Genomic DNA, 20,738 nt, shown 5'->3' with positions numbered 1-20,738 from the left:
TTAGTGTTTTAGATTCATGGCATAACGGTTGCAGCCATAAACGGATGACAAATGTACGGTTTACATAAAAACCGCCGCCAAATTACCTTCGTCCGCAAGTCAAATACATTTTCACCATAATATGAAAACCCATCGCCCAAATTTGTACATTTAAGCATATAACGAAACCCCATTGAACAAAAAGCTGTCTTCCATATTGGGTTTATGGCTGTTTACACTCTGCACATCCGCTGCCATGGCGCAGTTGCCAGACTACCATGTCCGGCTTTTCGACGATAATTCAGGCATACGCACCGTTGGCTTGCGGCGGATAACACGGGATCGGAACGGGTTCATCTGGCTGTTGTACCACAACCAGGTAAAACGTTTCGACGGCAAACGGATCACCGTCTTCTTCCCTGGCGAAAGGCTCGGCTCCATCCTCTGCGACCGTCAAAACCGGATTTGGGTCACCGGTATCAAGGGGCTTTACCTGTTTAACGACGACCAGGCCGACTTCCGGAATGTGGCTGTGGATACTGTCTGGCGCCCCTCCCCCGGAAACATTTTCGAACTGCCCGGCCAACCGGTACAGCTGCTCACTACGCGCGGCATTTATACGTACGACAGTCTTACCGGCTCATTCCGCCCCCCCGCGGGGGCATTCCCGGGTGCTCCGCCCTTCCATACCAGACAGTACTCACTGAGTACTTTCGGCAATACCGTTTTTTACTGTGCAGCCGGTAACCTTTATCGAAAAAAACCCGGCTATTGTGACTCGCTTCCCGTCAGCGACCTGTATTCGGTCAATGCCCTCAGCGAACAGGCAGCGCTGGTTTCCAACTGGAAAAACCAGTCGTTCCTGTACGATTTTTCCGCGCAGAAAATATCGCCCGTAAACATCTGGCAGCATCTTCCTGACGCGGCCGATAATTTCCTCCTTATCAACGACGTGCAGCCCCTGGACGCCAGCAGGCATCTGCTCGCCACATCCAAAGGATTACTGGAATACAACGGTGTTACCGGGAAATACCGCGCATGCAGGTTGTTCCACAACGGCCGGCCGCTGTTCAACCAGGAAGGGCTTGTAGATCTTTACCTCGACGAACATCGCCAGGTATGGGCCTGTAACGATTTCAGCCTGCTCTCTTTCCGGCCGGGCCAGCAGGAAATAGGCCTTATCCGGAACTGGGAAACCGATCCCGCCAGGTATTTCAGCAACCATGTGCGGGGTTTCGCGGCAGATGAAAACGGGAACCTCTGGCTGGCCACTATCAACGGCATCGCCTACTTCGATCTGCAGCGGGGTACTATCCGGCCTGTATTCCCCACGTCCGGCGCTTCCGATAAAATGAACCACCCTTCCGTTCGCGGCATCGCATACGATGGCCGTTATGTGATCATCGGGCAGACCAATCGCGGGGTGTGGCTTTACGAGTCATCCACGGGCAGGTACAAAAGGCCTTCGTTCCCGGCAGGGCCGGCGGGAGACAACCTCCGGTCCAAACTGGAAAATGATTTTATCGACCAGATTTTTACGCTACACAATGGCCATCACCTCATTGCCGCGCGTGACGGCGGTTACCTGATGAACGGCCGTGATTACACCATCACACCTGTCCGCTTCCCGGGAGAAAAGGAAAATCTCAACTTTTGCTATGAAGACGATCTTCACCAGATATGGATCGGTACCGAAAAAAGCGTGTACTGCCTCGATTCGGCCCTGACACTACGCGCCGCCCTGTCGACCCGTCTTCCCGGTCCGGCCCGCTGCCTTTACCAGCTATCCGGGCACGAATATATTCTGGGCACCAAAGGCCTGTACCTGCTCACACAAAAGGGCCGGCAACTCACGCTAAAAAAACTCAGCCCGCACTTCGACCGGGTGTTTATCCATTCCGTGTGGAAAGACAGTACGGATCGCCTGTGGCTGGCTACCGACGATGGTTTGTACCGATATAACCGCCTATCGGGAAAAACGGATTTCTTTGACCAGTTCGACAACATCCAGGGGAACCATTTCTATCAAAACAGCCTGTATTATAGCCGCGGAGGCGTGTTGTTCCTTGGCGGGTTCAACGGCATCAATTATTTCAGGCCCGAGGCCGTAAGGGCGGCGGACGATTCGCTGCAGGTGACCGTCACCGGCGTGCGCATCAACAACGAACATGTTGCCCATGACAGCCGCCAGGGCACCGTCAGGCTTCCCTATGATCAAAACTCCATCGACATCGATTTTGTTGCGCCTTACTTTTCCAACACGGGACGGGTGCAATACCGGTACAGATTAGCGGGCCTCGATGGTCAGTGGGTGGCTCATGGCAATAACAACAGCGTCCGGTTCAGTTCGTTGCCGCCCGGCGCGTACACCTTTGCCGTTGCGGCAAGCACCAGCGGGGAAAAGTGGTTTGAAGCGGCCCGGCCGTTTTCCTTTATCATCCGCCCACCTTTCTGGAACACCTGGTGGTTCTTCATGATCGCTGCGGCTGTTTCCACTTTTCTATTATTCCGCCTGGTGAGGCGCCTGCAGGAAAAAATCAGGTCGGAAAAAGTGCTGAACTATTTCGCCACTTCGCTCTATGGACAAAATACGACCGAAGATATTCTCTGGGACATCGCCGGCAACTGCATCTCGCAGCTGCAGCTGGAAGACTGCGTCATCTATGAATACGACGAACAGCGTGGACTGCTGGTGCAGAAAGCGGCCTACGGGCCCAAGAACCCGATGAAAAGAGAAATAATCAATCCGCTGGAAATACCGCTGGGTAAAGGAATTGTGGGCGCTGTCGCCCGAAGCCGGCGGGCAGAGATCGTCAACAATACGGCGAAAGACAAACGTTACATTCTCGACGACCGGCAGCGGCTTTCGGAGATCGCCGTACCGATCCTGGCAGACGGGAAATTATACGGCGTCATTGATTCCGAGCACCCGCAAAGGAATTTCTACACCAAAAGGCACCTGCAACTTCTCACCAAAATAGCCGGCATCTGTGCCGCCAAAATCTCCAAATACATGGTGGAAGAAAAGCTGCGGAGCAGCATTGCGCGCGACCTTCATGATGAAATCGGCTCCACCCTCACCAGTATCGATATTATCAGCAAACTGGCCATGCAGCAGATGCCTGCGCACGATGCCGCACAAAGCCACCTGCTGCGGATCAGGGAACATTCGTCGCGCATGATGGAAAGCATGAGCGACATCGTCTGGGCCATCAACCCCGCCAATGATACGATCGAAAGGATCATGATCCGCCTGAAAGAGTTTACCGCGGAGATGCTGGAGCCCGCACGCATCCGTTACATTTTCAATGAAGACGGCCAGCTGGACAATATCCGGCTTAACCCCGGGCAGCGGAAAGACATCTATCTGATTTACAAAGAAGCGATCAACAATATTGTCAAATACAGCGAAGCCACCGGCGTCCATATCAAGTTACGGCGGGAGCGGGACACGATGCATATGGTGATCGCCGACGACGGGAGGGGATTCGATGTATCAGGAACCGGCTCCGGCAACGGTATCAGGAATATGCATAATCGTGCCGCCGCATTGAACGGAACGCTTGTGATACGCTCCATTCAGGGCGGCGGCACTACCATTGCGCTGCAATGGCCGGTATGAAAATAAGCCGCTTTATTCAGGTGTGATTTTGCGGATGCAGTGATTATGGGTATCGGCAAGATATATATTCCCCTGCTTATCCACCGCCACGCCGCCGGCGTGCCGAAACTTCGCTGCCGTCCCGCTGCCATCCAGATACCCCGGAGGATAGCTCCCGGCTACCGTCAACACCTGACCAGCCGGAGTTACCATACGCACCTTTTGCGAACCACCGTCTGCCAGGTAAATATTTCCCGCGGCGTCTGTACCCAGGTTGTATATAAGTTCGATTTTTGCCGTACCGAGATCGCCGTCCGCATCGCCCGTTCCGCCCCGCAGCAATGTGCTGATAATGACTTTGGTGGTAGGGATAGTCGTTGCGGTATCTTCATCTACCAGCACGCCCGTGGCTATACTTTTGAACTCCAGTTTGCGGACACCGTTATCATAGCCATCCGCAATGTACACCGCGCCGCCGGGGCTTACAGCGATACCCCACGGGAACGCGAATTTCGCATCGGCGCCTTCCCCATCTGCCCTTCCTTCAAGCCTGCCTGCCAGCGTCGTCACCTGCCCGTTCCTGATCTTGCGGATGCGGTGATTGGCCTGGTCCACTACAAAGATTGACCCGTATTTGCTGACGGCAACATCGTAAGGATGATAAAACCTCGCCTGCGGCGCCGTTGTGTCTTTAAATCCTGCCTGCCCGTTACCGGCAATGGTAGTTACCCAGCCGTCGAGCGCAACTTTGCGGATGCGGTGACTCGTTTCATCCGCCACGTAAATACCGCCGCCGCCCATGGCAACACCTCTCGGCATGCTGAACTTCGCGCTGACGCCGTGGCCGTCTACATACCCCAGTGTGCTGCCGGCCAGGGTAGTCACCACACCCGCCGGCGTAACTTTACGGATGCGCTGGTTGAGCCTGTCCGCTACGTACACATTTCCGTCGTTATCCGTACATACATCCGAAGGCGAATCGAACATGGCCGCCGCCCCCGTCCCGTCTGCATACCCTTTGGTGCCGCCGGCGAGCGTCGTAACGGTAAAGCCGTATTGATAGGTAAACGCGGGGCCGTTGGCTGTTTTTCCATTAACCGTTACCGTTACAGGGCCGGTACCGGCGCCTTTCGGCACCATAACCACCAGCTTGCCGGTTTCCGCCTGGGTGACGGTCGCGGCCACATTGTTGAACGTAACGGTATTATTGCCGGGAACGGCGGAGAAATGAAGCCCGAGGATGGTGACGGAAGTGCCCTGAGGGCCTTTGTCGGGGCTGATGGACTGGATGACGGGAAGCTCTCTGGTGTTGTCCTGGCCGCCGTTATCTTTTGTGCAGGCCGCAGCCAGCAGCAGGCTCCATGTCAGTAACTTTCGGGGTACAATGTTTTTCATCGCGCTGTGATTTTGCTGAATGCAAAGTTGGCGACGGCGGTAAACCAAAACAATACCGTAATGATGTGGCGGGCTATACCAGTTTTTCGTTGATCGCTTTGCTCACCGCTTCGATTTGGGAACGAACATGGAGTTTATCGTAAATACGTTTGATGTGGGTACGCACCGTGTCGAGGCTGATGCCCAGGTCTGCGGCAATCAGTTTGAAGCTGTTTCCCCTGGAGAGGGATTGAAGAATTTCTTTTTCGCGGTTGGTGAGCTGGTAATCGTTCCCCGTCCCGGGCTGCTGCATGCTGGTAATGACCATGCGCGCGATGGAAGGGCTCATGGGGGCTCCTCCGTTCAGTACTTCCTGGATAGACGGCACCAGCCTGTCTGATATGTATTTTTTCAGGAGATATCCGTTGGCCCCGGCGCAAAGCGCCTCGAACACATGGTTGTTATCGTCAAACACGGTCAGCATTATGATCTGCACCGCCTGGTCAAAGCTGCGGATCTGCTTTACGGCGCTGATGCCGTTGACGCCCGGCATGTCGATGTCCATCAATATAACATCGGGCCGCAACTGCGCCACCTGTTCTTTCACCAGGGCGCAATCCGGCCAGGCGCCCGCCACCTGGTATATCTCGGTCAGCGAAAGCAGGTTGGCCAGGCTTTCCCGCAGGCTGGCATTGTCTTCATAAACAAGTATGTTAACCGGCATGTACAACAATCATTTAGCGGAAAGAACACCTGCAACTTACACCCTTTTTCCCTGTTACGGGTACCGCAATCATGTGATGCCGCATTACCCGTCAGCCGGCGGCGCCTAACCCGAACATCCACAACTCTTTAATGCAGCACCGGCATGCCCGGTCATCAAATATTATTTTAAATATTTTTATAATGCTTTTTATTTGAATACATTCGGGAATTGGGTACGGGTTTTGTTTGATGTGTGCGGTTTCCGGAGCATTATCCATATGATGGCAGTGGGCAAGAGGCGGGCGGCAGATAATTTTAAGTACATTTTGCTTTCCGCTTGTAAAATATCAATCCGCTTTCTTAAATTGGAATTTTTTTTAAACCATATCTGTTTACGGGGGAGGATGTTGAATGGGCGTTTTTAACAGCAATTTAACGGCGCATACCCGCCATGGCAGTAGGTTTAAAGAGCAGAATCATTATTTTAGCAACCTCGAAATGTAAATACATGGAAAATACATCGTACGATATCCGCCAACTGAACGACAGGATTCACCAGGCCAGCTCATTTGTAGACATCCTGAACCTGGAAATCAACAAAGTGATCGTAGGCCAGAAGTACATGGTGGAACGCCTGATGATCGGCCTCCTGGCTCAGGGGCACGTGCTCCTCGAAGGCGTACCGGGGCTGGCTAAAACGCTCTCCATCAAATCCCTGGCTTCGGCCATCAATGGCCGCTTTTCCCGCATCCAGTTCACCCCGGACCTGCTGCCGGCCGACGTGGTGGGCACCATGATCTACAACCAGCAGCGCAATGAGTTCATGGTAAGGAAAGGGCCCATCTTCGCCAACTTCATCCTGGCGGACGAGATCAACCGCGCCCCGGCAAAAGTGCAGAGCGCCCTGCTCGAAGCGATGCAGGAACGGCAGATCACCATCGGCGATACCACTTTCAAACTCGAAGAGCCTTTCCTCGTACTGGCCACACAAAACCCGATAGAACAGGAAGGTACCTATACGTTGCCGGAAGCACAGGTAGACCGTTTTATGCTGAAAGTCGTGATCGGCTATCCCACCAAAGAAGAAGAACGCCACATCATCCGCCAGAACCTGCAGCCCGACGGCCAGGCGAAAGTAAACCCGGTAGTCAACCCTGCTGAGATCCTGGAGGCCCGCAAGCTGGTGCGCGAGGTGTACATGGACGAGAAGATCGAACAATATATCATCGACGTGGTGTTTGCAACCCGCAACCCCGAAGAATATAAACTGGCCAAACTCAAGCCGCTCATCGCTTACGGCGGTTCTCCCCGCGCCAGCATCAACCTGGCACTGGCCTCCAAAGCCTACGCCTTCATGAAGCGCAGGGGGTACGTGATTCCGGAAGACGTGCGCAGCGTATGCTTCGACGTGATGCGCCACCGCGTTGGCCTCACCTACGAAGCGGAAGCCGAAAACGTAACGAGCGAAAACATCCTCAGCGAAATTCTCAACGCAGTGGAAGTGCCATAAACCGTAAGCCATGGAAACTTCAGAAATACTCAAGAAGGTCCGCCAGCTGGAAATCAAAACCAAAGGGCTTACCAATCACATATTCGCCGGCGAATACCACAGCGCTTTCAAGGGCAGGGGGATGTCGTTCAGCGAAGTGCGCGACTACCATTTCGGTGACGACGTACGGTCGATCGACTGGAACGTGACCGCCCGCTTCAACCATCCCTTCGTGAAGGTGTTCGAAGAAGAAAGGGAGCTTACCGTGATGCTGCTCGTCGACGTCAGCGAAAGCGAATCGTTCGGCACCGCCACCCACACCAAGCGCAGCCTCGTTACCGAGCTCTGCGCCGTACTGGCGTTTTCGGCCATCAAGAACAACGATAAAGTCGGCGTCATCTTTTTCAGCGACGGCATGGAGAAATACATCCCGCCTAAAAAAGGAAAGTCGCATATCCTCTTCATCATCCGCGAGCTGCTGTCGTTCAAACCAAAACGAAAAGGCACCAACATATCCGAAACGCTGCGCTTCTTCAACAATGCCACCAAAAAACGCAGCATTGTTTTTTTGCTGAGCGACTTTTTCTCCGGCAACTACCAGGACGCGCTCAACATCGCCGCCAAACGGCACGATGTGGTAGGCGTACAGGTGTACGACCCGCGCGATAAAGAACTACCGCCCGTAGGCATGATCCGGATGACGGACGGTGAAACGGGCGCTTCGCAATGGGTAGATACCGGCGATAAAAAAATACGGCAGTATTACACCCATCAGTTTCAACAACACGCACAGTATTGCCGGAGCGCATTCCTGAAAAGCGGGGCAGAACTGATCAGCATCCGCACAGACGAAGATTACGTGAAAGCATTGCAAACATTTTTCCTGAACAGGGTTTAAGATAAAAACTGATCACTGCCACACCGGATGAAAGTAAGACAGAACATATTCATTTTTACCACGCTGGTTTGCCTGCTGGCCGGCCGGCCATTAATGGCGCAGCAGTACGAAGATTATTTCCAGGTGAAGGCCGTGCCCGACACCACCAAAATACGCCTCGGCGAACAGGTGAACATTTCCGTGACCGCCAAGGTGATGCTTTATGCCCTGAAAGGGGCCAATCTGAAGGTGGTGTTCCCGAACCTCCCGGATTCGCTGAATCACCTCGAGATCGTTTCCCGCACGCCGCTCGATACTACGGGCACCAATGAGCAGCAGAAAGTCTGGAAACAGATCATCACTGTGACCAGCTTCGACTCCGGCCGCTGGGAAATGCCGCCCATGAAGTTCGAAGTATTTTCAGTCACCGACGGGTCGTACGACTCCGTGTTCACCGATCCCATCATGATCGATGTCAACACCGTTGCCGTCGATACCAGCAAAGCGTTCAAGCCCATCAAGCCGCTGCGCCGCGTAGCCTGGAACCTGCTGGACTACTGGCCCTGGCTGCTCGGCATCCTGGTGCTCGTAACCGCGGTGGTGCTGTACTTTGTATACTGGCGTAAACGCAAGCCCGCGCCCAAACCGCTGCCCGCCAAACCGGCCAAAACGCCGTACGAGGTAGCCATCGAACACCTGGCGCAACTCGGAAAAGACAAACCCTGGAACACCGATGTGAAGCTGTATTACACCGAGCTCACCGACGTGCTCCGCCAATATTTTGAACAGCAGTTCCATATCGCGGCGCTGGAGCAGACCAGCGCAGAGTTGCTGCAGAACATTAAACCGGTTACCGTGCTCAACCAGCAGCGCGACAAATTGCAGAGCATCCTGACGCTGGCCGACCTGGCGAAGTTTGCCAAACTGCAGCCGTCGCCGCAGGAGCACGAAGACTGCCTGCAAAAGGCCATCGCCGTGGTGGAGTGGACGAAAGCCGCCGCCACCGCCGTTGTTGAGCCGGAAGGCACAAATCATCAGACGAAATAACATGAACTTCGATAGCTGGAAACATATCGCATTCGCATACCCGGCCTTTTTCTGGCTGCTGCTGCTCATACCCGTTATGATCTGGTGGGCCTACCAGGGCGGCCGCCGGTTCCAGGGCGCCGTACAGATGTCTTCCCTGCAGGGGCTGAAAGGGCTGCCTGTTTCGTGGAAGGTGCGCTTCCGCCCGCTGCTGCTGGTGTTGCGTATCGTCGCTTTCGCCGCACTGGTGACCGCGCTGGCGCGCCCGCAAACATCCAACACATCTGAAAGCATCGACAGCGAAGGCATCGACATCGTGCTGAGCATAGACATATCCGGCAGTATGCTGGCGGAAGACCTCCGCCCCAACCGCATGGAAGCCGCAAAAAAAACAGCGATGGACTTCGTGGACAGCCGCATCAGCGACCGCATCGGCCTCGTGATCTTCTCCGGCGAAAGTTTCACACAATGCCCCATCACCATGGATCATGGCGTGCTCAAACAACAGCTCATGCAAATCAGGAGCGGCCTGCTGCAGGACGGCACCGCCATCGGCATGGGCCTCGCTACCGCGGTAGACCGGCTGCAGGGCAGCAAAGCCAAAAGCAAGGTGATCGTGCTGCTGACGGACGGGGTGAACAACACCGGCCTCGTAGACCCGCTCACCGCGCTCGAAATCGCCAAAGCGTACAAGATCAAAGTATATACCGTAGGCGTGGGCACCATCGGCAAAGCCCCCTCTCCCGCCACCATGCCGGACGGCAGCATCCAGATGCAGATGGTGGACGTGCAGATCGATGAGCCGCTGATGAAAAAAATCGCCTCCGAAACGGGCGGCCGTTATTTCCGCGCAACCGACAACACCTCGCTCAAAAACATCTACCACGAAATCGACAAACTCGAACGGTCGAAAGTGGAAATCACATCGTACAAACGTTTTACGGAACATTTCTTCCCACTGGCGATGATAGCCCTGGCGTGCCTGCTGCTCGAAGTAGTGCTGCGCTATACGCTCTTCAGGAGATTGCCGTGATTTGATTTACCTTTACGCCGTGCAAGCAACCATTTACAAATCCACCGGCAGCTGGTATGTGGTCAAATCGGCCAACGGCGACTTTCTGCAGGCCCGCCTGCCGGGTATTTTCAAGAAAGACGGGGATATCACGTCCACCAACCCCATTGCCGTAGGCGATGAAGTCTCCATTGCCATGGAAGACGGCGGGCAGGATACGGCCATGATAACGGACATTGCCGGACGAAAAAACTACATCGTCCGCAGTTCCCCTCAAAGCAAATACAAAAAACATATCGTAGCCGCCAACCTCGATCAGGCGGTATTGGTCTGCACGGTCAAAGAGCCCCGCACCTCACAGGGCTTCATCGACCGCTTTCTCATTACAGCCGCGGCATACCACATTCCAGCCGTGCTCGTTTTCAATAAAAGAGACGTGTACAAGGCGAAAGACATGGAGCAATATGAACACTGGAAAGAAGTATATGAATCCATGGGGTATACGGTGCTGCTCACCGCCGCCGCATCCGGCGAAGGGATCGACGCCCTGCGGGAGGTGCTGCACGATAAAACGAGCCTGATTTCGGGCCACTCGGGCGTAGGCAAATCCACCATTATCAACAACATGCTGCCGGAGCTGCAGCTGAAAACAAAAAACGTCAGCGGCTGGAGCGGTAAAGGCATGCACACCACCACCTTCGCCGAGATGTTCGACCTGCCGGGCGGCGGCCGCCTCATCGATACGCCGGGCCTGCGGGAATTCGGGATCGTAGACATCCCCAAAGCCGAACTATCACATTATTTCCTGGAAATGCAGCCTTTCCTGGCCAATTGCCAGTTCAATAACTGCCAGCACCTCGATGAACCGGGGTGTGCGGTAAAAGAAGCGGTGGAAGAAGGAGAGATCGATATGGACCGGTACCTCAGCTACGTGGCCATCTGGCACACGATTGACGAGAAAGGGTATTAACATGCCCGTGAGGCCCGCCTCGCCGTTATCCCCGTCTCCTGAACAATCCCTTCTTCGGCGGTTTATTCATTTCATCAAATACCTTCTCGGCGCCCATGTTCCTCGGCGGTGTTTTGCAGCCGGTTTTCTGCGTGCGGCACCCTGTAAACAGGATGCCGGCCGTTAAAGCCAGTAAAATTGTCCATTTCCGCATAAGCGCCCGTTTAAAACAGTTTCATTTGTTTCCCCGCCCTGCCGTTTTGTTTGGCATTGCCGGCGTTATAAAATGTACTGCCCGGGCAACCCGACTTCTGCGTGGCGCAGCCGGCCACCAAAAATGCCAGCCAGCAGCCTAACAACCATTTTCTTTTCATAGGAGGGATATTTCAGTCTATGCAATATAACACTTTTTCCTAAAGTGTGCGTCTCAGACCTGGTCGCGGAACCAGTCCGCATACATGATATAGTTATTGGCGATACGGTCTATTTCACCGTGAATCAGTTCCTGGCTGACGTTTTTCACCTTTTTGGCGGGAACACCGGCATAAATGCTGCCGGCTTCCACCTGGGTGCCTTCCAGCACTACCGCTCCGGCGGCGATGATGGTATTGCTGCCGATGTGCGCATTGTCCATCACGATGGCCCCCATGCCGATCAGTACGTTGTCTTCCACGGTGCAGCCGTGTACGATGGCATTGTGGCCGATAGACACGTTATTGCCGATGTGCGTTTTGGTTTTCTGGTAAGTGGCGTGAATCACGGCACCATCCTGGATATTCACCTTGTCCCCCATGCGGATGCTATTCACATCGCCGCGAACCACGGCATTGAACCACACGCTGCAATCCTTTCCCATGATCACATCTCCCACGATGGTGGCGTTGGGCGCTATAAAACAATTGTCTCCCATCTGGGGGAGCACTCCTTTTACGGGTAATATTACTGGCATAGTACAAATATAGAACTTCACTAACTTCGCCCCAATGAATAACAGGCAGCTTTTTTTACAACATAACGCGCAAACCTCCGACGCCCCGCTGGCGTTGGAAATAGTGAAAGCGCAGGGGATGTACATGTGGGATGCGGATGGCAAAAAGTACCTCGACCTGATTGCCGGCATTAGCGTTTGCAACGTGGGCCACTGCCATCCGGCCGTGGTAAAGGCGATCCAGAAGCAGGCCGCTACCTATATGCACCTGCTCGTGTATGGGGAATTCGTGCAATCGCCACAGGTGGCCTATGCCAAATACCTGGCGGATCATTTGCCTGCCTCCCTCAACAGCGTATACTTTACCAATTCCGGCAGCGAGGCTACCGAAGGCGCCATGAAACTCGCCAAGCGCCACACCGGCCGCACGGAGATCATCGCCTTCAAAAACAGCTACCACGGCTCTACCCAGGGCTCGCTGAGCATCATCGGCGACGAGTACTGGCGCAATGCCTACCGGCCGCTGCTGCCCGATGTGCAGCACCTGCAACACGGCTCAATGGACATGATCGGCCGGATCACGGAGCGCACCGCCTGCGTCATCGCGGAAACCGTGCAGGCGGAAGCGGGCGTGATCGCCCCTTCGCAGGAATGGATGCAGGCCCTCCGCCGGCGCTGCACTGAAACCGGAACGCTGCTGGTGCTCGATGAAATTCAGTGCGGATTGGGCCGCAACGGCACCCTGTGGGCATTCGAACAATACGGCATTGTGCCGGATGTGCTGTTGCTGGGCAAAGCCCTCGGCGGCGGCATGCCGCTCGGCGCTTTTATCGCCAGCCGCGACGTTATGTGGAGCCTGACCAACCAGCCGGTATTGGGCCATATCACCACTTTCGGCGGCCATCCCGTTGCCTGCGCCGCCGGCCTCGCCGGCATGAAAGCGCTCATCGAAGAAGATCTCACGGCGGCCATTCCCGCTAAAGAAAAACTGTTCCTCCAACTGCTGCAGCATCCCCGCATCAAAGCGGTACGCGCACGGGGGTTGATGCTCGCCATAGAGCTGGATGATTTTCCGTCCAATAAAAAAGTGATTGATTATTGCATTGCCAACGGCCTGATCACCGACTGGTTTTTATTCGCGCCGCAATGCCTGCGCATCGTGCCGCCGTTGATTATTTCGGAAGAAGAAATCCGCGAAGCCTGCAGGATTATCCTGGCAGGGCTGGACACGCTGGGGGAGCAATAAAGCGAATCTGCAGACACTACGGAATGTTGGAAATGTTGGCGTAATGCCGATCATTTCAGGAGAGAACCCGGCAGGATTGTTCCTGTCAGGTTAGAAACGTCGAAATAAAGCTGATGCCATTCATTCTCCGAATCACGAACTGGTGAAGCCTGGTTGTGCTATCCCGCCAAACGTGCACCAGCGCTATAAAAAAAGAAACCTCCCGGAAAGCCGGGAGGTTCGTTTCAAACTGCTTATGAGAAAATTCAACTAAAAACTTATTGCTGGCCTGCTTCTCTCTTCGCTTCAGACTTCATTTTGTCGTTCGCAAAAATTGAAAACTCAACACGGCGGTTCTGTGCGCGGTTCGCTTCGCTGTCGTTGGGGTATTTAGGCTGTGTTTCGCCATACCAGAACGTTTGGATACGTCCGCTGGATACGCCTTGTTTTGCCAGGTATGCTGCTACGGATTTGGCGCGGCGCTCAGACAGGCTGTAGTTATAAGCATCTGCACCAGTATCGTCCGTGTGGCCTTCAACGCGTACATGGGTATCGGGGTATTTATTCAATACCTCCGCCAGTTCGCGGATATTGCTTTGTGCGGTAGCGGTCAGGTCAGATTTGTCGAATCCAAACAGCACGCCTGAGTTGAAGGTTACGTTGATACCTTCGCCCACACGCTCTACCGTCGCATTCGGCACTTCATTTTTGATCTCTTCCGCCTGTTTGTCCATTTTTTTACCGATCAGTACACCGGCAGTACCGCCCACGGCAGCGCCGATGATAGCGCCAAGGGCCGTATTACCCGCCGCCTTGCCGATCACGGCGCCGGCTGCTGCGCCGCCGCCTGTGCCGATCACAGCGCCTTTTTTAGTATTGTCCATACCCTGCCAGGTGCTGCAGCTGGCAAAAACCATCATTCCCGCCAGTGCCATCGCCGCCAATGCATTCATTCGTTTCATGCTAGTAAGTTTAAACATAAAAGTTTATTTGTGATGATTGCTTGAACAAATATTCTGCCAAGATCAATTTTCATGACTAAATAACTGGTAATCAGGGAAAGAAAAATTAAAAATAACGAACAGGTGAGGGTACCCCGCCTGTCCGTATCGTAGATTACCGGCCGAAGAGACCGCCTAAAAGACCGCCCAGGCCGCCATTGCTTTGCTGCTGTTTGGCGCCATTGCTGATCATGCCCATAAGGTCCTGCATGTCCACATCGCCGTCGCCATCTTTATCAAGGCCGCCGGCAAATTTGCCCAGCAGGCTGCCGAGGTTCACGCCGTTGGTAGATCCGCCCGTGAGGGAGCTGAAAATACCGTCGAGCGAAAACCCGTTGTCGGCCGGATCGTTGGTTTTCTTGACCAGGGAGCCCAGCACGGCCGGAATGAGGGAACCTGCGATGGAAGCCGCGGTACCGCTGTTCAGGTTAAATTTCTCCGTAAGGCTGCTGATGAGGTTGCCTGAAATGTTGTTGACGAGGGGGTTGCTGTTGTCCACCTGGCCATTGGAATTGAACAGGCCCATAACTTCCTGTACGTTTCCGCTGGCGAGCGCATCCTGCAGGCCGGCCGCAATAGAGTGGGAAGCTTCGCCGATAATGGCGTCGTTTTGTTCATTGGGCACCGCAGGGTTGGCAACGACAGTTTGCTGGGCATTCTCGCGCACCAGTTGTACTAATTGATCTAGCATGTCTGACATGGTTTTGGAAGGTGGATAATATGATTACGGTAAAAATTGGCCACCATGATAACAATTCCCCCTGAAAAATTGTTGCAGGGGGAAGAGGGTTCATTCAATATTAACATATCGGTTAACTGCCGCCAGGCTTACTGCTGGTCGCCCTTCATCTTCTCCGCATTCTCCGCAAACTGGAGGGCTTCCACCATATCGCCGATCTCCCCGTTCATAAAAGCGTCCATATTGTAGACGGTCATACCAATCCGGTGGTCGGTGATACGGCCCTGGGGATAGTTGTAGGTGCGTATTTTAGCGGAACGGTCGCCGGTAGATACAAGGCTTTTACGCTGGGAGGCGATGGCGTCTTCATGTTTCCGCACGGCGGCCTCGTAAATACGGGTACGCAGCATGCGCATGGCGATATCGCGGTTGGAGTGCTGGCTGCGGCCTTCCTGGCATTCCACCACCACGCCGGTGGGGATGTGCGTGAGGCGCACGGCAGACTCGGTTTTGTTTACGTGCTGGCCACCTGCGCCGGAAGAGCGGAAAGTGTCCATTTTAATATCGGCTTCCCGCACGTCCACGTCCACATCTTCCGCTTCGGGCAGCACTGCCACGGTGGCTGCGGAGGTATGCACACGGCCGGAAGCTTCCGTGGCGGGCACCCTTTGCACGCGATGCACGCCGGATTCGAATTTCAGCGTACCGTACACATCGTCGCCGGTCACTTCCACCACCACTTCCTTATAACCGCCTACGGAACCGGGATTCTCGTTCATGATGGACGTTTTCCAGCCCCTGTTCTCACAATAGCGCAGGTACATGCGCAGCAGGTCGCCGGCAAACAGCGCTGCCTCATCGCCACCCGTGCCGCCCCGGATTTCCAGGATCGCATTTTTCTCATCCTGCGGATCTTTCGGGATCAGGAGGTTGCGGATGTCGGCCTCCGCTTTTTCTTTCTGCTCGGCCAGGCTTTCCGTTTCTTCTTTCGCCAGTTCACGCATCTCGTCATCACCACTCTCCAGCACTTCCCTGTTAAAGGCGATAGCATCCAGCAAATTGCGGTAGGCATCGTAGGCCTTCACGATTTTTTCCAGCTGGCGGTACTCTTTACTCAGCTTGCTGAACTGCTTGTTATCTTTCACCACCTCAGGGTTGGTAAGGGCCAGGGCTACCTGTTCGTACCGGCCTTTGATGGCATCTAGTTTATCTATCATGATTTAATTAAGATTGTAGATTGCGAATTACCAGCGAAAATTGCGTAATTCGTAATTGCTTTGGGTTGCAAAATTACATTTTTAGGAACAATAAAAAGGGGAATGCATGATTAAGCTGACGGCAGATGACATTTTTGACGGCAAACGCTTTCTGGGCCCGGACCGGGTGCTGGTGCTCGACGACAACGGCACCGTTTCGGCCGTGGTGCCCCTTTCCTGGGCGGGCGAGGGCGTCCGCCGCGTGGAGGGCGTGCTCTGCCCCGGCTTCATCAACACGCATTGCCACCTTGAACTATCGCATATGAAAGGTGTGATCCCGGAAGGCACCGGTCTCCCCCGCTTTCTCACCGCCGTGATGGAGCAGCGCCAGCCTTCCGGGCAGGATGTGTTGCAACAGGCCATGGCCGATGCCGCAGGGGCCATGCAGCAGGAAGGGATCGCGGCCGTCGGCGATATCTGCAACACCACCGCCACCATCCCGCTGAAATTAAACTCTTCTCTCTACTGGCACAGCTTCGTGGAGTGTATGGGGTTTGTGGACGCATCGGCACCGCAGCGGCTCGAACATTCGCTGATCGTGATGTCGCAGTTCAGGGGCTACAAACTGCCGGGCTCCCTCGTCCCGCATGCTCCCTACTCGGTTTCCGCCACGCTTTTCCGGCTCATCGCGGGCATCGATAACAATGCCCCCCTCAGTATCCACAACCAGGAAACCGCGGGCGAAAACGAACTGTACAGCAACAAAACGGGGCCATTCCTCGATTTTTTCAGGCACTTCAACATCCCGGCCACTGAATTCCGGCCTACCGGCCTCAGCAGCCTGCAGAGTTACCTGCCCTATTTCAGCAGCGCGCAACGCATGCTGCTGGTGCATAACACGTATACAACGGAAGCGGACATACGTTTTGCGGAAGCGGCTTCTCCCGATGTTTCGTGGTGCCTTTGCCCGAACGCCAACCTGTACATCGAGGGCACGCTGCCGGACGTGGGAGCGCTGCACCGCGCCGGCGCACACATCACACTGGGAACAGACAGCCTGGCCTCGAATCACCAGCTGTCTGTCTGGTCTGAAATGCAAACTATCCGCGCCCGCTTCCCGGACATTCCCCTGGAAACCCTGCTGCAATGGGCCACGCTCAACGGCGCGGAAGCGCTCGGCATCAGCGGGCAATTCGGGAGTTTTGAAAAAGGGAAAAAACCGGGCGTCGTACAAATCACCGGCGATACCGCCAAAGCCTTCAATATCTGAATTACAGCATAACTATGAACGACTTTTTAAACCATGTGATCCTCGACAATACCATCCGCAATTACAGCATTGTGCTGGGTATCGTATTGTTCGTATTCTTCATCCGCCGCTTTCTGTCGAAAAACCTTGCCGCCGGCCTCTTCAGGCTGATCAAACACTGGTCGCCGCAGATCAAACAACACGAGTTCGTGGAGCTGCTGCTGCGCCCGATCGAATACTTCCTGCTGCTGACGGCTTTCATTATGGCCAGCAATCACCTGGTTTTCCCGGCAGACGTCAACATCACGCTCTACAACCGTCCCACTGGCCCGTACCAGCTCAAAGACCTGACGCAGCTGCTGGTGAAGGTGACGTTCAGCATCACCATCATCTGGATCATGCTGCGCCTCATCCACTTCATCTCCCTCATCCTCGAAAGGAAGGCCGACCTCACGGAAGATAAAACCGACAACCAGTTCATCGTTTTTTTCCGCGACTTCTTCAAGGCCATCATCGTGATCCTCGGCGCGATGGTGCTGATCAATATCCTGTTCGGGAAAGAGCTGGTGGAAAAGCTCGTGGCAGGCCTCGGTATCGGTGCGGCGGCCCTCGCCCTCGCCGCCAAGGAAAGCATTGAGAACCTCATCGGTTCCTTTATCATATTTTCAGACAAACCCTTCCGTGTGGGAGATTCCGTGAAAGTGGACTCCTTCCAGGGCACGGTTGAAAAAATAGGTTTGCGCAGCACACGCATCCGCACGCTGGAAAAAACATTCGTGACGGTGCCGAACAAAAAGATGGTGGACTCCGTGCTCGACAACCTTTCGCTGCGCACCCAGCAGCGCGTGGCCATCAAGATGGAGCTGGCGGCCGACACACCGGCTGCCGCCGTTACCCAGGTGGTGAAAAGCATTCATGCCTATCTCGAAAAACATCGCGACGTGGAGCCGGGTTATTCGGTGAACCTGTTCGATTTTAATAAAGATTCTTTCGTGCTCCAGATCATTTACATGACGAACATCCTCGACGGCAACCGGTACCTCGATCTGCGTGAGAACGTGAACCTTGCCGCCATCGGCATACTTGAACAGAACGGCGTGCGCCTCGCCATGAAAACGGACGCAGGCCCTGCGGCATAAATTACCGCATAAAAAAAGAGGGCGCTCCATAATGGATGCGCCCTCTTTTTTTATGCCTTTACCAGGCTTTATTCAGATTTTTTCTTGGCATTCATTTTCATCAGGATCTGTGCGATGTCCTGCTCTACGGATTCTTTCGCGCCGCCGCTGATGCGGCCCTCTTCCTTACCGTCCTGCAACACGAGAATGGTAGGATATTTTTTCACCTTGAAGCCGTCTGCCGCCGGGTTGCCGGTGTCGCCGGAAGCGTCCACGCCGAACATCTGGATATTTTCTTCGGGCACGCTGGCCAGGATCATCACTTTATAAAAAGCGGGCAGCAGTTTGCGGCTGGCTTCGTCGGCAGTGTTCACCAGCGCCACCAGTTTGATTTTGTCTTTGTTCGTTTTGATGTAATTCACCATGTTGGCGTTTACATCATATTTATTCACGCCGGTGTAAAACCAGGCAAAGGCAGAATCGTTGCTTAATTGTTTCAGTTCCAGCTTGCCCTTCACCACTTTGGGACCGTTCTGGCCCATGGCTACGGTGGACAATAACAAACCGCATCCTAATAATACTCTGTGTAAACGCATAATATCTGGTTTATAATTGATCTTTTAACTCTGTTAAAAATGCTCTTACTTTCTGCAGCGACTTCACCATTTCAAAATTGCGTGAGGCCGACCGTTTGTCTTCGCGCAGCTTCTGCTTCGCTCCTTCGATCGTGTATTTGCGCTCGCGCAGCAAATGGTAAATCAGTTTCAGGTTGTGAATGTCTTCCTGGCGGAAGAGGCGGTCTCCTTTCCGGTTCTTTTTCGGCTGGAGGATATCGAACTCATTTTCCCAATACCGCACCAGGGAAGTATTAACACGGAACATGCCGGCCACTTCGCTGATGGAATAATACTGTTTGTCGAGCGTGAGTTTTTCCAGTTCCTGGATAACGGTCGGATCGCCGGCCAGCTCCTTGAGGCTTTTGCGGCCGCGTTTTTTGCCCTTGCCGGGAAACTCCACAACGCCGGCTGCGCCGGTCGCCTGGCCGTCTGCCGCTCCCTGTGCATCCTTATCTTTATCCGTTACAGGCGGCTGGCCCGCTTTGGGCGGTACGGGTGTTTGCGGTTCTGTCGCAAATAAATCCAGTTGCTGCATCATAACCGAAATCAATTGTAATTGAAAGAATACAGATACAATATTACGGAATCGCTCACGCATCCTGCCCCGCCAAACCGCCTATTTTTTTGCACAACCGGGCATTTCCTCCAATAATCATTCCATTAATCGAATGACTGGTTGCCGGAGCGGGCAATTTTCAGCATACGGTCGAACTGTTCGGGGGTGAGGTCGTTATAAAAGAAATACACGGGATCTACTTTTACCCCGTTTTTAGAAACTTCGTAATGGCAATGCGGCCCGGTGCTTTTGCCGGTGCTGCCTACCCAGCCGAGCACGTCGCCGCGCTTCACCGCCTGTCCCCTTTTCACTTTCATGCGCACCATGTGGCCGTACAGGGATTTGTACCCATACCCGTGGTTCACCACCACATGGTTACCATAGCCTACATCGCTCAGGCTGGCTTCCTCGATGGTGCCGTCGCCCGTGGCGTAAATCGGCGTGCCGGACGGGGCGGTAAAGTCGAGCCCGCTGTGGAATTTCATCGTTTTGTAAATCGGGTCAATCCGGTACCCGAAGCCGGACGCGATCCGGTCGAGGTCTTTATTCGACACCGGCTGGATGGCCGGGATGGAAGCCAGCATTTTCTGTTTGTTCTTGATCAGGTCTTCTATCTGCAAATACGATTTTTCCTGCACCTGCACCCGGTTGGTCAGCTCCTTCAGCATTTTTTCGGCGCTGGCGATGATCTCTTTGTTGTCTTTCCGTTGCAGCTCGTCGTCTTTCTCCGGCTTGCCGGCACGCACACTGTCGGGGATGGGCGCCGCCTCGAAAATCACCCGGTAAATGGCGTTATCGCGGTGCTGCAGCTCGTCGATCTGGGTTTTGAGTTCCGCCATACGCCCCTTCAGACCGTCGTATTCCTCTTTCATGTTGTCGATATCGCGGCGGAGCAGTTTTTCCTTGGGAGAGTCGAGAAAACGGTAGGCAACCGACAGGAACAGGATACCTGTAACGATTGCGGCTGATAGAAACCCAAGTATCCGGAGAATTTTCACCCGCAGGGATACTACGAGCTTTTCGTACTTGAGCGTTTGTGTATTATAGAAATATTTGACTTTCTTCATGAACCCGTTGGCTTGATATGGCGTGTGCGCATTCCCGGTTTTTTCACAGGAAAACGGCGGTTATAGCATGTTTTTGATTATTTCGATATT

Annotated in this window: 20 protein-coding genes; 9 read left to right on the top strand and 11 right to left on the bottom strand. The window is 54.1% G+C overall.

Annotated elements, in window-relative coordinates:
• Positions 1-172: 172 nt before the first annotated feature.
• Positions 173-3,601, top strand: coding sequence for a triple tyrosine motif-containing protein (locus EGT74_RS10165; RefSeq protein WP_123846395.1), 3,429 nt, complete (start codon positions 173-175; stop codon positions 3,599-3,601).
• Positions 3,602-3,613: 12 nt separating this feature from the next.
• On the opposite strand, the gene EGT74_RS10160 is transcribed toward EGT74_RS10165, so the two are convergent.
• Positions 3,614-4,975 carry an IPT/TIG domain-containing protein gene (locus EGT74_RS10160; RefSeq protein WP_123846394.1) on the bottom strand — a complete coding sequence of 454 codons (1,362 nt, stop codon included), beginning with the start codon at positions 4,973-4,975 and terminating at the stop codon, positions 3,614-3,616.
• A 73-nt stretch (positions 4,976-5,048) separates the two neighbouring features.
• Complete coding sequence (locus EGT74_RS10155; RefSeq protein WP_123846393.1) at positions 5,049-5,678, bottom strand: response regulator; 630 nt, start codon at positions 5,676-5,678, stop codon at positions 5,049-5,051.
• 489 nt (positions 5,679-6,167) lie between these two features.
• Between EGT74_RS10155 and EGT74_RS10150 the strand changes: the two genes are divergently transcribed.
• The 5 genes from EGT74_RS10150 to rsgA are packed head-to-tail and all read left to right on the top strand — an operon-like array spanning position 6,168 to position 11,033.
• Complete coding sequence (locus tag EGT74_RS10150) at positions 6,168-7,169, top strand: AAA family ATPase (protein WP_123846392.1); 1,002 nt, start codon at positions 6,168-6,170, stop codon at positions 7,167-7,169.
• A gap of 10 nt (positions 7,170-7,179) precedes the next feature.
• On the top strand, positions 7,180-8,046 hold the full coding sequence (locus EGT74_RS10145; protein ID WP_123846391.1) for a DUF58 domain-containing protein: 867 nt from the start codon (positions 7,180-7,182) through the stop codon (positions 8,044-8,046).
• A gap of 27 nt (positions 8,047-8,073) precedes the next feature.
• Entirely contained in the window at positions 8,074-9,072 is a 999-nt protein-coding gene (locus EGT74_RS10140) for a hypothetical protein (RefSeq protein ID WP_123846390.1), read from the top strand.
• A gap of 1 nt (position 9,073) precedes the next feature.
• Entirely contained in the window at positions 9,074-10,084 is a 1,011-nt protein-coding gene (locus EGT74_RS10135) for a vWA domain-containing protein (protein WP_123846389.1), read from the top strand.
• A gap of 19 nt (positions 10,085-10,103) precedes the next feature.
• Positions 10,104-11,033, top strand: a complete 930-nt coding sequence (gene rsgA, locus EGT74_RS10130) for a ribosome small subunit-dependent GTPase A (RefSeq protein ID WP_123846388.1) — start codon at positions 10,104-10,106, stop codon at positions 11,031-11,033.
• A 25-nt stretch (positions 11,034-11,058) separates the two neighbouring features.
• On the opposite strand, the gene EGT74_RS26895 is transcribed toward rsgA, so the two are convergent.
• The 3 genes from EGT74_RS26895 to EGT74_RS10125 are packed head-to-tail and all read right to left on the bottom strand — an operon-like array spanning position 11,059 to position 11,961.
• Entirely contained in the window at positions 11,059-11,226 is a 168-nt protein-coding gene (locus EGT74_RS26895) for a hypothetical protein (RefSeq protein WP_158618083.1), read from the bottom strand.
• Positions 11,227-11,236: 10 nt separating this feature from the next.
• On the bottom strand, positions 11,237-11,386 hold the full coding sequence (locus EGT74_RS26890; protein WP_158618082.1) for a hypothetical protein: 150 nt from the start codon (positions 11,384-11,386) through the stop codon (positions 11,237-11,239).
• A 53-nt stretch (positions 11,387-11,439) separates the two neighbouring features.
• Positions 11,440-11,961 (bottom strand): gamma carbonic anhydrase family protein, encoded by a 522-nt coding sequence (locus EGT74_RS10125; protein ID WP_123846387.1) that lies wholly within the window; start codon positions 11,959-11,961, stop codon positions 11,440-11,442.
• 34 nt (positions 11,962-11,995) lie between these two features.
• Here EGT74_RS10125 and EGT74_RS10120 point away from each other — a divergent pair, with 34 nt between their 5' ends.
• Entirely contained in the window at positions 11,996-13,186 is a 1,191-nt protein-coding gene (locus EGT74_RS10120) for an aspartate aminotransferase family protein (RefSeq protein ID WP_123846386.1), read from the top strand.
• Between the two features lie 257 nt (positions 13,187-13,443).
• On the opposite strand, the gene EGT74_RS10115 is transcribed toward EGT74_RS10120, so the two are convergent.
• From EGT74_RS10115 to prfA, 3 genes are all read right to left on the bottom strand, one after another.
• Positions 13,444-14,127, bottom strand: a complete 684-nt coding sequence (locus EGT74_RS10115; protein ID WP_123846385.1) for an OmpA family protein — start codon at positions 14,125-14,127, stop codon at positions 13,444-13,446.
• 154 nt (positions 14,128-14,281) lie between these two features.
• Positions 14,282-14,857, bottom strand: a complete 576-nt coding sequence (locus EGT74_RS10110; RefSeq protein WP_123846384.1) for a DUF937 domain-containing protein — start codon at positions 14,855-14,857, stop codon at positions 14,282-14,284.
• A 137-nt stretch (positions 14,858-14,994) separates the two neighbouring features.
• Positions 14,995-16,062 (bottom strand): peptide chain release factor 1, encoded by a 1,068-nt coding sequence (gene prfA, locus EGT74_RS10105; protein ID WP_123846383.1) that lies wholly within the window; start codon positions 16,060-16,062, stop codon positions 14,995-14,997.
• A 106-nt stretch (positions 16,063-16,168) separates the two neighbouring features.
• On the opposite strand from prfA, the gene EGT74_RS10100 reads away from it, so the two are divergent.
• Together EGT74_RS10100 and EGT74_RS10095 are read left to right on the top strand one after the other, a co-directional pair.
• Positions 16,169-17,311, top strand: coding sequence for an amidohydrolase family protein (locus tag EGT74_RS10100; protein ID WP_123846382.1), 1,143 nt, complete (start codon positions 16,169-16,171; stop codon positions 17,309-17,311).
• Between the two features lie 14 nt (positions 17,312-17,325).
• A complete protein-coding gene (locus EGT74_RS10095; protein ID WP_123846381.1) occupies positions 17,326-18,429 on the top strand; it encodes a mechanosensitive ion channel family protein in 1,104 nt (367 codons plus the stop codon).
• 68 nt (positions 18,430-18,497) lie between these two features.
• Here EGT74_RS10095 and EGT74_RS10090 read toward each other — a convergent pair whose 3' ends face one another.
• The 3 genes from EGT74_RS10090 to EGT74_RS10080 form a co-directional block, all read right to left on the bottom strand.
• Positions 18,498-19,004 carry a thioredoxin domain-containing protein gene (locus EGT74_RS10090; protein WP_123846380.1) on the bottom strand — a complete coding sequence of 169 codons (507 nt, stop codon included), beginning with the start codon at positions 19,002-19,004 and terminating at the stop codon, positions 18,498-18,500.
• 10 nt (positions 19,005-19,014) lie between these two features.
• Positions 19,015-19,563 (bottom strand): MerR family transcriptional regulator, encoded by a 549-nt coding sequence (locus EGT74_RS10085; protein WP_246008171.1) that lies wholly within the window; start codon positions 19,561-19,563, stop codon positions 19,015-19,017.
• A 122-nt stretch (positions 19,564-19,685) separates the two neighbouring features.
• The gene (locus EGT74_RS10080) at positions 19,686-20,648 is read right to left on the bottom strand and encodes a M23 family metallopeptidase (RefSeq protein WP_123846379.1); all 963 of its coding nucleotides are present in this window, start codon (positions 20,646-20,648) and stop codon (positions 19,686-19,688) included.
• Between the last annotated feature and the right edge of the window lie 90 nt (positions 20,649-20,738).

The organism is Chitinophaga lutea, from assembly GCF_003813775.1.
GTDB lineage: Bacteria > Bacteroidota > Bacteroidia > Chitinophagales > Chitinophagaceae > Chitinophaga > Chitinophaga lutea.
Note: the sequence above shows the minus strand (reverse complement) of the source record. Positions and strands in the feature narration are given on the sequence as shown.